This window comes from Salinivibrio costicola subsp. alcaliphilus (assembly GCF_001996185.1).
Classification (GTDB): domain Bacteria; phylum Pseudomonadota; class Gammaproteobacteria; order Enterobacterales; family Vibrionaceae; genus Salinivibrio; species Salinivibrio costicola.
Map to the genome: position 1 here is coordinate 1 of NZ_MUFR01000038.1, position 13,177 is coordinate 13,177.

10 protein-coding genes are annotated in these 13,177 nt (G+C 49.0%); 4 read left to right on the top strand and 6 right to left on the bottom strand.

The features are described from left to right. Positions 1–228: 228 nt before the first annotated feature. The gene (locus BZJ21_RS12360; RefSeq protein ID WP_077669932.1) at positions 229–2,253 is read left to right on the top strand and encodes a methyl-accepting chemotaxis protein; all 2,025 of its coding nucleotides are present in this window, start codon (positions 229–231) and stop codon (positions 2,251–2,253) included. Positions 2,254–2,515: 262 nt separating this feature from the next. Continuing rightward, positions 2,516–3,754: a DEAD/DEAH box helicase gene (locus tag BZJ21_RS12365; RefSeq protein WP_077669933.1), complete on the top strand. Its 1,239-nt coding sequence runs from the start codon at positions 2,516–2,518 to the stop codon at positions 3,752–3,754. Between the two features lie 15 nt (positions 3,755–3,769). Here BZJ21_RS12365 and BZJ21_RS12370 read toward each other — a convergent pair whose 3' ends face one another. The 6 genes from BZJ21_RS12370 to BZJ21_RS12395 form a co-directional block, all read right to left on the bottom strand. Further along, complete coding sequence (locus tag BZJ21_RS12370) at positions 3,770–4,465, bottom strand: VC0807 family protein (protein WP_077460938.1); 696 nt, start codon at positions 4,463–4,465, stop codon at positions 3,770–3,772. 128 nt (positions 4,466–4,593) lie between these two features. Beyond that, positions 4,594–4,974: a hypothetical protein gene (locus BZJ21_RS12375; protein ID WP_101494591.1), complete on the bottom strand. Its 381-nt coding sequence runs from the start codon at positions 4,972–4,974 to the stop codon at positions 4,594–4,596. 4 nt (positions 4,975–4,978) lie between these two features. After that, entirely contained in the window at positions 4,979–6,319 is a 1,341-nt protein-coding gene (locus BZJ21_RS12380) for a hypothetical protein (RefSeq protein ID WP_236719562.1), read from the bottom strand. Between the two features lie 283 nt (positions 6,320–6,602). Then, positions 6,603–7,571, bottom strand: coding sequence for a calcium/sodium antiporter (locus BZJ21_RS12385; protein ID WP_077669935.1), 969 nt, complete (start codon positions 7,569–7,571; stop codon positions 6,603–6,605). Between the two features lie 117 nt (positions 7,572–7,688). Next, positions 7,689–9,386 carry a glycoside hydrolase family 32 protein gene (locus tag BZJ21_RS12390; protein ID WP_077669936.1) on the bottom strand — a complete coding sequence of 566 codons (1,698 nt, stop codon included), beginning with the start codon at positions 9,384–9,386 and terminating at the stop codon, positions 7,689–7,691. A gap of 106 nt (positions 9,387–9,492) precedes the next feature. Beyond that, positions 9,493–10,485, bottom strand: a complete 993-nt coding sequence (locus tag BZJ21_RS12395) for a LacI family DNA-binding transcriptional regulator (RefSeq protein WP_077576756.1) — start codon at positions 10,483–10,485, stop codon at positions 9,493–9,495. Between the two features lie 284 nt (positions 10,486–10,769). Between BZJ21_RS12395 and BZJ21_RS12400 the strand changes: the two genes are divergently transcribed. Further along, complete coding sequence (locus tag BZJ21_RS12400) at positions 10,770–12,203, top strand: sucrose-specific PTS transporter subunit IIBC (RefSeq protein ID WP_077669937.1); 1,434 nt, start codon at positions 10,770–10,772, stop codon at positions 12,201–12,203. Positions 12,204–12,230: 27 nt separating this feature from the next. Then, positions 12,231–13,166 (top strand): aminoimidazole riboside kinase, encoded by a 936-nt coding sequence (locus tag BZJ21_RS12405; protein WP_077669938.1) that lies wholly within the window; start codon positions 12,231–12,233, stop codon positions 13,164–13,166. Positions 13,167–13,177 lie beyond the last annotated feature (11 nt).

The following is a 13,177-nucleotide window of genomic DNA, read 5'->3' on the forward strand; positions in this document are numbered from 1 at the left end:
TACTGTGACTCTTCCTGAGATCGCAGGGTCTTTGACGTCTCGTATTAACGATAACTTTCAGATGTTCAATCATGCATCTTCAAGTTAATTGGGTATATGACGTTGTTGGGGGAGTTGAAGCCGGTGGGTAACATGGCCGTTAAAGAACTGGATATCGTAAATATCAGCCATGTGAATGACATTCACCATGGGGCGTTTTGTGTTTTTTGTTAGAAAAGATCCACCTTCATGGTAATTGAGTTACTTGCTGCTACGCTTAAAGCAAATAGCAGTGTAGAGGATTTTGCCATGACAATCAGCCGTAAGATTAAAGCCATGGCGCTTGCCCTTTTGTTGGGGTCATTTCTTACCATTTATCTGGTTATGGAGTGGGTAGCGAAGCCCGTTTTGCAAGAGCAGGCAGAGGCTAGCGCTCGACAGACCGTCACCAATATTGAAGGACGTATTGCAACAGTACTGAATGAAGGGGCGGTTTTGACCGACACACTCGCGGCGCTATCGGAAACATTGCCGTTAGATCGTGCACAGTTTATTGAACGCCTCGAGCCTGTGGTCGATCATTACGGTAACGTCGCGATTGCGGGCGGTGGTGTTTGGCCTGAACCTGATAAGCTCACGCCGGGAAAAACGCGTGATTCTTTATTTTGGGCGCGTAATGAGCAAGGCTCGCTTGATCTATTAGATGATTACAATGATCCCGCTGGCAGTGGTTATCATAACGAAAGCTGGTATCAAGCCGGGCTTGGCCTACCAGCTGGGCAATGCGCCTGGTCTGCTGCCTATGAAGATGCTATTTCTGGCACACCAATGGTCACCTGTACCGTGGCAATTCGTCGAGATGGACAGTTTTGGGGCGTTGCGACAGTCGATTTGATGCTCTCCGGCCTGTCAGACTTATTGATTAGCCAAAACGAGGCAACTGGAGGCTATGCGTTTGTGCTCGATCAAACCGACCGCATTCTGTCGTTTCCAGGTGTGCGTTCTTCAAGCCTTAGTATGCAAAGCCTGAACGATGCAAGTAGACAATATCCGCTTCTATCCCCGCTTGTATCAGCACTAGATGTCGGCGAGCCGGTTTATCTGCCTGAAGGGGTGGTTGGCGAGAGCCGCTCGCTCCTCGTACAAGTTCCTTTGTCGGAACAGGGCTGGACAGTGGGCATGTTATTGCCTGAACCAAAAGCTTTAGCCGCATTAAATCGAGTAAGCTCTGGCTTGTATATAACATTGTTACCGTTGGTGACTGTCTTTGCGCTAGTCGTGGTCCTACTCGGCCAGAGGCTAGTTCGCAGTATTAAAGAAACGACTCAGCAAGTTGACAGCCTATCTAAAGGCGACAAAGGGAGTAAGCTTGAGATTGTTCGCGCTGATGAAATGGGTGAGTTACGGCGTTCAGTCAACGAATATGGCTCTCATCTTGAAAAAATCCTCGAAGATGTCGCGAAAGAAGCCGTTGGCGTCAAAACCAGCGCAAACAGCTTACAGGCGCTGAGCCAAGATTTGAGTGATCAAGCGTCTGCGCAAATGAATGAAAATATTACGCTGGCGGCATCGATCAACCAAATGTCAGCGAGTGCTACTGATGTGTCCAGCAATACCGCGACTGCCGCAGACACTGCCGAGGATGCGTCGAAATTGGTTGCAAAAGGACAGCTAGCCGTGGATGAGAATAGTGATGCTATTGCAAAACTTGCCACCACACTGAAAGAAGCCTCCTCTGTAATTGATAAACTGGCCTCCGACTCACAACAAGTTGGAACAGTGCTTGAGGTCATCAAAAAGATCTCAGAGCAAACCAATCTACTGGCATTGAATGCGGCAATCGAAGCAGCGAGAGCAGGAGAGCAAGGACGCGGGTTTGCAGTCGTTGCCGATGAAGTGCGCTCATTAGCCGCCAAAACGCAGGAATCGGCCGCCGAAATTGATGGCATTATTCAGCAGCTTCATTCGGCGGCTAGCCAAGGTGTGGAGGTGATTGAATCAAGTTATCAGTTGTCTCAATCTTCGGTTGAGCGAGCGGGAGTGGTACGTGAGCACTTTGAAGAGATTGTCACAGCGTTTGATAATATCAAAGAGCGTACGGTAAGCATTGCTGCGGCATCTGGGCAGCAAGCGCACGTAACAGAAGAGATCAGCCAACTCGCGGATCGAATCAGAATGTTATCTGAGAAGAATGCTGAAGGTGCGTCTGAACTTAAAGTAATGAGCGCTGATTCGCTAGAACGGTCTGAGCGTCTGACAAAAATCAGTCAATAACAGCAGCCATCCCCATTACATGCCCGCTGACTAAGGGCTGATAAGTCGACGCGCGAAATAATACTTATCAGTCCGATAAAATCATTTACTACGGGACTGGCGTGAGCTCAAAAATGATGAGAAGTGGCGTCAAGGATGGAAATGAATACACGCGGTGTGAGTATCTAAAATAGGCGGGTTATCGAGCAGAGTGTGGTACAGTCCGCGCCCTGTTTCCACGCATCTTTGTGATGTTGGCTGCCGCTAAATAAAGGTCTCGTTCATGCCGTTTTCTACTCTCTCATTGTGTTCTGAATTGCTTCACGCGCTGCCCAACACGTTTAAACAACCAACGGCCATTCAAGCGTTGGCGATCCCAGAGCTGTTAGCGGGTAACGATGTATTGGCATTGGCAAACACCGGTAGCGGCAAAACGCTTGCCTACGGTTTGCCTTTGTTGGAAGCGTTAAACGCAAACCCTCAGCATCAAGCGCTGATTTTAGTGCCAACGCGTGAGCTGGCGATGCAGGTCAGTGACGCGATTAACCAAGTGGGTAGCGCCTTAGATCTCAGTGCCATTTGCTTGTGTGGCGGTGTTGATAAAGCGGCGCAACAACAAGCACTGGCGGACAATCCCAACATTCTTGTGGCGACGACAGGGCGCTTGGTAGATTTAGCCAATAATGGTTTGGATTTGAGCACGGTACATTATCTTATTTTGGATGAAGCGGATCGTTTGCTCGATATGGGTTTTTGGCCGGATGTGCAAAATATTGCGATGCAAACTGCACGTAAACGCCAAACCGCGATGTTTTCAGCGACGTTTTCCGATGCGCTCAAGCAAAAAGCCAACCAGCTAATGGTTGCGCCAAAACAGCTCGCCGCGCATCAAGAAAACAGCACCCATCAAGAGGTCACTGAAACACTTTACTTGGTCAACAAAGGCAGCAAAGCGAAAGCCTTGATTGAATGCATCAAGCAAAACGCGTGGTCACAAGTGTTGGTGTTTGTGGGAGCGAAAGAAAATGCCGATGGCTTGGCGAAAAAGCTCAACAAAGCGGGCATCTCGGCCAGTGCACTGCATGGCAATAAAGTTCAAACCGAGCGAGAGCAAGCCCTGGCGCAATTCAAATCTGGCCAAATCAACGTGTTGATCGCCACTGATCTATTAGCGCGTGGCATTCACATTGAACACTTACCGGTGGTGATTAATGTTGAATTGCCCATGCACGCCGAGACCTATATTCACCGCGTGGGGCGCACTGCTCGTGCTGGTGAACAAGGTGTGGCTATGTCTTTGGTGTGTCATGGTGAAATGGATGCACTCAACGCCATTCGTCATCTCACGCAAAGAGCATTGCCCGTGCAAGAGCTGGACGGTTTCCCGGTGACAGACAAACCATCGATAGGGGAAAGTAAACGCGCTCCTCGCGACAAGAAAGCCAACCGACGCACGAATGCGAAAAAGAGCATTAAGCAGTTTCAAACAAAGCCGAAACGCCCAGCGCCGGGGGCAAAGTAAGGCGTGTTAGGGTTGTTATTTGAGGTGGAAGATTTGCTCTGTTTCTAGCGATGTCATCGCGCGTACCTGACGCCAAATGTAATAGAAAATACCGAACATCATCAACATGCTAGGGATAGCAATCATCGGATAACTGTATAGCGTCATCTTACCCAGCTCTTCATTAAAGGCGGGCGTGCCCGCAGGGCTGGTCACGATCCAAGTGGCCAGGAAGTAATTCATCGCCGATGAGAACGCAAAGGTGCTGGCGAATAGATAGTTAGACCGCATCAGACAACGTTCAAAGGCCGAGGATTGACCATTCTCTTTTAAACGCTGATTAATCAACGAGAGGTTGAGCACGGTGTCATTCAATATTAACTTTTGCATCAGAGGATAGCGGGTAAAGGTTGAGCCCAATACGGTTAAACCGATGAGGCCCGGGATCAGCGCCTCTTTTAAGGCTAACCAACGCGTATCTAGCTCCAACAAGCCAATACCGCCTGTCAGTAACACGCTGATAAAGCCAAGTGCAGCGATAAAATTGAATTTCTGGTTGCGGACCAGATCCATCCCGCCGTATATGAGAGGAAACGCCAAAGCGACGACCAGTGCCATGGCTGTGCCTAGGTATTCATCCCCGCTCAACTTCATCAAGATGATCGAGGGTATAAAAACGTTGAACAGGATTTCAAACAGGGGACTCGGCTTCTTCGCCGTCGTGTTACTCATAGTATTTTACTGACTCTACGCGACATGAGCTGCCATTGTACTGTGCCACGCAGTGTTCATCTAGTCGCGATTGATGTAAAGCGTTACAGCGCCTTGTTGTGTAACTATGTGTGAAATAGATACGAAGATTAGATTGGTATATTTAAATATTCGGATAGGTAAGAAAATATAATCGCTAAAATTAAGCTCCAAAACCCTAAAAAGTTTAACCACATAAAGGATTTGAATTTCCAGGAATGGGTCGTTTGGCGATATCGAATAAGCGGATAGGAAACGCAGTAAAGAGTAAAGCGGTTCACGATCTTATAAGATAATTGATAATCAAGCCTGCTGTGAAGTTGTTTTACATCTTTAGCAAGTTGTTGGTCTATAAATTCAATGCGTTTGATGTCATTAAGCGCCAAGATTGCGAGTATAAAGACGGCTGGTACAGCCCACAAAAAGGCGTATCCTCCAAAAATAAGTATTGAGCCCATTATTAAAAGATCCAAAAAATCAGGTGCATGCATGTAATTACTCCATAATGTACTCGTAGACTTGGTAGAGCTTATCGCCAGCGAACTCACCAGCTTGGCCACCATAGTGGCCGCCAGTAAAGCCGCCTACTACAAAAGCTGCTGGCGCGGCGACTGCAATTACTGGTGCCGAAGCGATCCCCACGGCTCCCAATAGTAATACTGTTCCGGCTGCAGCAAGTTGACCACCAACTGTGCCTGCGGGGATTGAACTTATAAATCCTACAGTTTTACGTGTAGTCGTTCTCCCACATTCACCATAACTATCAACATTACAGGCTTCATAAATGCTATCTGCGACACTTGCACCACCTAGCATTAATCCAACGTAACCACCAGCGCGTGATGCATCTACCCCAATAGAGATATTCGCGATGCGCTTTCCGAGATTACTAACATAGCCTTTGCTAATAATTTCGTCAGCGTGATGAATGACGGATTTAGTTGAAAGCTTTAGGTTACGCCTAACTTGGGTATATAAGGGGAGTTTTACGCTGCGCTTGGACAAACGCGCGAATGAGTCATCAAGCTTTTTGAACAAGCTTGCGCGTTGAGCAAAAAACGTGGCACTGGGTTTACCGTTCTTGGCCAAATCGTTGACATAGAGCTCATTGAGCTCTGACAAGATGCCTTGAATGTTCTCGAGATGTTTTTGAACAAATCCGGCGGCGATACCCACTCCGATAGAGGCATAATCATAATACTTACCGGACTCGCTTTCATCGATGGTACACAAGGCGTCGTCAGCAAAATAGTCAAGTAGCTCCAAATGACGATTAACCAATGAAAGAGAATCATCGCTCAGTTTTCCCAGCTCTAGGCTGCCTATTGCCGCCTCTTCTTGGAGCGCGATTAGAGCCTCTTTCTCTTTGGTATTCCTTGGCTCTGCGGTTGGAATAACAACGATTTCTCCTTCTCTAACAGGCTCGTTGAGGTGAGTGTTCGCTTTTTTTATAAGTTGTTGTTTTTCCTTAGATGTATCGTCGGTAAATAGCGCTTTCCATAGCGCACTTTGAGATTGAGTTTTGGGCGACTGCATCCAAGCTAAGTCAAACATTGCTGCCTGTATCTTCTCCCAGCCTTTTTCGGTTTCCTCAATTCGATTTTTACGTTGACGTGCTACTTTTTGCTGTGTGGTTTCTTGAATCGGTGTTGGTTCCGGCACTGTGCTGACACTTGGTATCGATCCACCGCCTGCAAAGTTCTTTGCTTCTGCACGTTTGATTGCTTCCTTGCTTTCCTGCATCAATCTATGGTTAACACAGGATGCACAGTTACATGTTTCTGGACTTTTGAAAAATGGACAACGATAAGACTGTTTAGATGTGAAGTAATTCATTGAGTTTTTCTCTGAGCCAACTGAGCGTTATCACAAACGAGCGACATAACAGGTGTATTGCGTGCGCGCTAACCCCCATAAAGGTTATTGTGCCTGTTTTTTAGTGCCTAATGCTAGCAAAGTTCGATACAAATGCTCGGCCTAATTTGAACCGGATGGGAAGGTAGATCAACTTATTGGAGCAGTATCGAATAAATTGTTTTACTTATTGGACTGACTTTCGTTTCGGTAGGAGCTATATCAAGCTCGGTGTGTTAAACGTTTGCGAAACCTCATCTATTTCCTACCACGTCGCATAAACCAGCATGCTGGTGTAACCCACATAGCAGGCGAGCAGTAATACCCCTTCCGCGCGGTTAATTTCGCGTGTCTTGCCAAAGCGAACAGAGACCAAAATCAGCAATACGGTCACAGCCAGCATCACCATCCAATCTCGCCAGAAGACTTCTCTACCAATCTCGTTAATGGGCTCGATAAGGCCGGCGATACCAATCACGGCCAGCGCATTGAACATGTTCGAGCCGACCACGTTGCCCACGGCGATATCGTGTTCGCCTTTGCGGGCGGCGATGATAGACGCTGCCAATTCAGGGAGGGAAGTGCCGAGGGCGACGATTGTTAGGCCAACGATCAAATCACTCACGCCGAGTTGCTGCGCGATTTCAACCGCGCCCCAGACCAAAATCCGCGAGCTAATAATCAGCAGCACTAGGCCAATCACCAGCCATGTCAACGCCTGTTTTCGAGAAAGTGGTTGATTGGTTAGCTCGGCATTAACCTCCTGCGCAAGCGGATCGTCGTTGGTTTGCATAGCATGCTTGATGGACCATCCAACCAGCAGTAAAAATCCACCGATTAAGATCAAGGCTTCAGTAAAGCTAATGGCATAATTCCATAGCATGGCGCCAAGCGCCAAAGTGACGACGAGAAGAATCGGTAATTCTTTACGGACAATGGTGGAATGCACCGCAATCGGGGCGATCAGCGTGGTGACCCCGAGTATTAAGGTGATATTGACGATGTTAGAGCCTATCGCATTGCCCAGCGCTAACGCCGGGTTGCCATCCATCGCGGCCATCGCCGAAACCACCATTTCTGGCGCGGATGTGCCAAACCCGACCACCAACATGCCGATTAATAAAGGAGGCACGTTGGCGTACTGAGCACTCGCAGCCGCGCCGTCGACAAATCTGTCGGCACTCCATACCAACAACGCAAATCCAGCGATAATCGCAAGTGTTGCTAGCAGCATAGGTTCTCCTTCATTAATACTGGTTGATGAACGAGGTCTGTACCCATCAAACGTCGCGTGAGATCGGTATTAATGACATAGTTTTTAAGCTTTGCAACAAAAAAATGTATGGCAACGTTAACCCACACTCGCCTTCTTTAACGCATACCAATCAATCTCCTTTGGTAGGGGGACATCGTGATGATCGCGTGTCACAGCAAGAAAGGTCGCGTCGGTAGCGCTGAAATAACGACTAGTCATTGTCCATTGGCCATTACTGATAAAAAACTCTAATGAGCTGGTATCGGCGAGGACTTGTAGCGGTAACTCTTCCAACTGCTCAGGCAAGTGAATACAGCGACGGGTGTCTCCTGCCGTGGCGAGGCTTGTACTTCTATCAAGCGTTAGGGTGCGATTGTTGCCGTCAATGATGAGGGCACAACCAGACGGCTCCGTCGATGTCGCATGAGAAGCAATGCCACTGCGACTGTGAAAATACAGAGTGTATTGTCCGCTTTTTGGAATGGGTAGACTGGTACTGAGCTCAAATTGCTTGGTGCCCAAATCCACGGAGGTCGCGTCGCTCTCGGTGCGAATCACTAAAAGTTGCTGAGGACCTCTGAGGCGTTGCAGTGCGGTCGCTGGACGCTGATAAATTTGCCCATTTTCCCAGCGTAACTCACGTGGACAGGTTAACTGATGCAACCAGCCCGCACTTTGACTGGGTTGATCCACCTCGTCTGGGAGACCCATCCAAGCTATTAGCATGCGCTTATTGTCAGGGGTCTGAGCTGTCTGTGGCGCATAAAAATCAAACCCATGATCCAGTATCTGCCAGTCATCAAGTTTGATGCCGTCTGCTTCTAGTGTGGCTTTGGCGTAACCATTATGGTGAGGCACGTGGTGATCGGGCGTTGGCGCTGTGCTGCCTTGTGGGCAGAGGATACACAGCCATTGGTCGTTTAATGGGAACAGATCGGGACATTCCCACATATAGCCATGGTCGCCGAAGCTGTCGCCACTCAATCCGTCGTAGCGCCAATGCAGGCCATCAATGGAGGAATACTGCGCCAGGCGACCTATTTTGTCTTCACGCTGTGCGCCAAGTAACATCCGGTAGTGTTCGCCATCATAAATGACTTTGGGATCGCGAATATGTTCGGTGACGCCAGCAGGTGGGGCATCAATCACTGGCCCAAGCTTTTCAAAGTGAATGCCATCGGTTGACCGAGCCACACACTGGGTGGTTTGGCGTAGGCGCTCAGGGCCAATACGGGTGTTGCCGGTGTAATAAAGCCATAAGGCGTCGTTTATTACCATGGCGTGACCCGAAAACACCCCGTGACTGTCATACCAATCGCTGGGGGTAAGGCCGAGGGGCGCGCTGTGCCATTGCACTCCATCAGGGCTGATTAAATGCACCCAAAATTTGTCTTTGTGCTCGCAGGCAAAAGGGTACCACTGATAGAAAAGGTGATAGTGCCCTTGAAAATAGATAAAACCATTGGGGTCATTGAGCAGCCCTTGAGGTGGACTGATATGCCAAGTTGGACGATGGAAGTCTGTCTTGCTGGTTGAAGCGTAGCAGGGCGCGGCTTGCTCTCGCAGGTTGTGATCGATAAGGCGTCCAAGTGCCGTTAGTGTGCTCTGATTCACGGGGTGAGCAAGTGTGATTTGGCGCAGCGAATGGTCAATCGTACTGATTGAAAGGGTTTCTTGGTTTACGCGCTCAAGCTCGATGAGTTCAATGATTATTTTGCCTTGATGACGCAATACGCGGCGCAGATTATCTGCGCCACCGCACGCATCAACCAAGCTTGCTGGGGTTATTTCCATCTATCCGTACCAATCCAATTCTATTTTCGGGAACGTTCCAAAAATAGCGAATAAGATGGTGAGAGTGCAAGTAAAATGTGCCTCTTCTGCTTAACACATCGCCTTTTTAGGGGCAGGTGTCACGGCTGACGTAGTTAAATCCCATCACTAATTTAGAGACATGGCTTTGCCCCGTTTCCAGTAATTCAAGCAACATTTTTGCGCCGCTTTCGCCTGCCGCATCAAAGGCATAGTTAAAGGTGGATAGGCTCGGCGATACCACGTGTGCAAGCTCATCATCGCCCACACCAATCAGCTTCACAGTGTGACCCGGTGTGATCCCATGTGTTTGTAGGGCTTGGATGGCACCAATAGCAATACGGTCGGTGGCGCAAAAAACGCCGTCTATCTCTGGATATTGATCGAGCATAGCGGTCATCGCGACATGGCCAGATTGAATCGAGAATTGCCCTTGATAATGGAATAAAGGTTCGGTTTGACTGAGTGTGGTCAACGCATTCTCAAGTCCTTGATAGCGCTGCTGATCAACCGCGATGTCTGCGGCTTGCACACCTAGGAATCCGATACGTTGACAACCGGCTTTAATCAGTTGCTCGCCGGCGCAAAAGCCAACCCGGTAATCATCATGAATCACGCTGGGGATGCTGTAAGGAGAGCCATCTTGACCAATCACCACGACTGGTGCACTCGAGCGCTTAATTGCTTGGACCAAGGCGGGGTTGAGTGTCGATGCAAACAGTAGGATCCCTTCTACGCGTTTTTGGTTGAATAAATCGAGATAATGACAAATACGCTGATCGTCCTGGCGAGTGTTAGCCAAAAGCACTTGTTTCCCTTTTTGATCAAACACATGACTCAGGCCATCGACACTGGCTGACATGGCGTGGGATGACACTCGTGGGACAATGACACCGATAAGGTTAGTTTTATTGGATTTTAAATCCTTAGCGATTTGGTTAACGACATAGCCGCATTGCTCGATGGCGCGGTTCACTTTTTCAATGGTCGCTGGTTTCACGCCATATTCTTGGTTAATTACGCGTGACACGGTTGATTTGGAAACACCCGCCAAACGGGCGACATCATTCAAGCTAGCCATGAGTTCTCCTTTGCTTAGCGCATCATCATCGGTGCATTTAGTGCTCCTTTGCAAACAAACCTATCCAAACTCCCTTTTTTTAGTGATTGATATCACATATATGGCAGGGGGTGCACCATGATTTACTGATCGGTATCACAGCCATAATCCCTGATACTTGATGGATTAAAGGATTCAGCTCATTATTTTCGGGATCGTTCCCGAAAGTGTGGAACGTGTGACGGCCACATTAGAAAAAATAGCGACGGTGGCAAAGACAGTGAGAGCGTGCAGGGGAAGTAGCCATGAACTACCAAAAAATAGCACAACAACTACTCGATAAACTGGGTGGAAAAGAAAATATCGCAGCGGCGGCACATTGTGCCACGCGGCTAAGACTCGCACTTCATGATGATAGCCTCGCGGATTTAAGCGCGATTGAATCAATTGAAGGTGTGAAAGGGCAGTTCCAAGTCAGTGGTCAGTTACAGATCATTTTCGGCTCGGGCATTGTCAATAATGTTTATGCTGAGTTCAGCAAATTGACGGGTCAGTCAGATATGTCGTCGAAAGACGTCGCTGCCGCCGGTGCCGAGAAACAAAATTGGCTACAACGTGCGGTAAAAGGGCTGTCAGACATTTTTGTTCCCATTATTCCAGCCATTGTCGCCGGTGGTCTGTTGATGGGGATTTTCAACATCCTCACCGCGCCAGGTTTGATTATCGATGGCAAGTCCTTGATTGAGGCCTACCCACAAATGGGTGATCTGGCCAGTATGATCAATACGTTCGCTAATGCGCCATTTGTGTTCTTACCTGTACTGCTTGCGTTTTCTGCGAGTAAAAAGTTTGGTGCTAACCCCTTTTTGGGGGCCGCGTTAGGCATGTTAATGGTTCACCCAGACTTGCTTAATGGCTGGGGCTTTGGTGGTGCGGCAGTGTCTGGAGATATCCCGGTGTGGGAAATCTTTGGCTTTGAGATCGAAAAAGTCGGTTATCAAGGGTCGGTGCTGCCGGTGCTGGTTGCAACCTATATTCTCGCACAAGTGGAGCAAGGGTTACGTCGCATTATTCCCTCAGTGTTGGATAACTTGCTGACCCCCTTGCTGGCGATTTTTATTACCGGACTGATCACCTTTACCTTGGTAGGCCCGTTTACACGAGAGCTCGGCTTTTTGCTCGGCGATGGTCTGAACTGGGTCTATGAATCCGCAGGGATGATTGGCGGTGCTTTGTTTGGCTTTGTGTATGCACCTTTTGTGATCACCGGGATGCACCACAGCTTTATCGCGATTGAAACCCAATTATTGGCCGATATTGCAGTCACTGGCGGTACCTTTATTTTCCCTATCGCGGCGATGTCGAATGTGGCGCAAGGTGCAGCCTGTTTAGCGTTTGGGCTAAAAACCGCGGATGTCAAAGCGAAAGGGATTGCGATGCCTGCAGGGGTGACAGCACTGCTCGGGATCACTGAGCCTGCGATGTTTGGTATTAACCTTAAATACCGTTATCCGTTTATTGGTGCGCTTGCAGGTGCGACCTGTGCGGGGGCTTTTGTCACCTTCTTTAAAGTGAAAGCACAAGCGTTGGGCGCAGCGGGTCTACCAGGGATCATCTCCATTCGCCCTGACGGTGTGGTGCCTTATATCATTGGTATGGCGATTGCCTTTGTCGTTGCGTTTTCCGTAACTTATGTATTGGGCGCCCGTAAAAAATACGCACAAGCTGCTGCGGCGTAATCGAGTCTTGAACGAGGAGCAAGCGTAATGAGCAAGGTATGGGTTACCGGTGATGCCGTGGTGGACTTGATCCCTGATGGCGAGCATCACTACCTGAAATGTCCAGGTGGTGCCCCGGCTAACGTCGCCGTGGCAGTCAGTCGACTTGGTGGACAAACAGGCTTTATTGGCCGTGTTGGTGGCGATCCGCTTGGTCGTTTTATGCAGACTACCTTAGCAAATGAAGGTGTGGACATTGCGTTTATGCATCGCGACGAGGCGCAACGTACCTCAACTGTATTAGTCGAGCTGGATGATCATGGTGAACGAAGCTTCACCTTTATGGTTAAGCCCAGTGCCGACCAGTTTGTTCAGCCGTACGACTTCCCATTGTTCGAAGAAGGGCAGTGGTTGCATGCTTGCTCCATTGCCCTTGCGAACGAGCCATCACGCTCTGCTACACTCGGCGCGATGCAAGCATGTCGTGATAATGGTGGCTTTGTCAGCTTTGATCCTAATTTGCGTGATGATCTTTGGCAAAGTGAATCACAGATGTTAGAGATTGTGTGGCAAGCCTTGCCGTTGGCGGATGTGGTTAAGGTGTCTGATGATGAGCTTGTCTTACTCACTAAGCACCTACGCACTGAAAATAACTCTGTGAAAGCAGGGTTAGCCGCATTATCTGAGCGCGCACCGAATGTGTCTTTGTGGGTGGTGACACAGGGCAGTGAAGGTGCCCGCGTCGCGTTCAACCATACTGTTTGGCAGGTGCCGACCACACCGGCAAACGTGGTGGACACCACAGGCGCAGGTGATGCGTTTATGGGCGGTTTGCTTGCTGCGCTCGCCCAGTTGCCTGAGTGGCAGACACCAGAAGCAGTCACCAAGGCAGTGCGCCAAGGCAACCGTTGTGGCGCGCTGGCTACAACAGAAAAAGGGGCAATGACTGCATTACCCACAGCGGATCAGCTCAGCGTTGAATAGCGCCATATCCG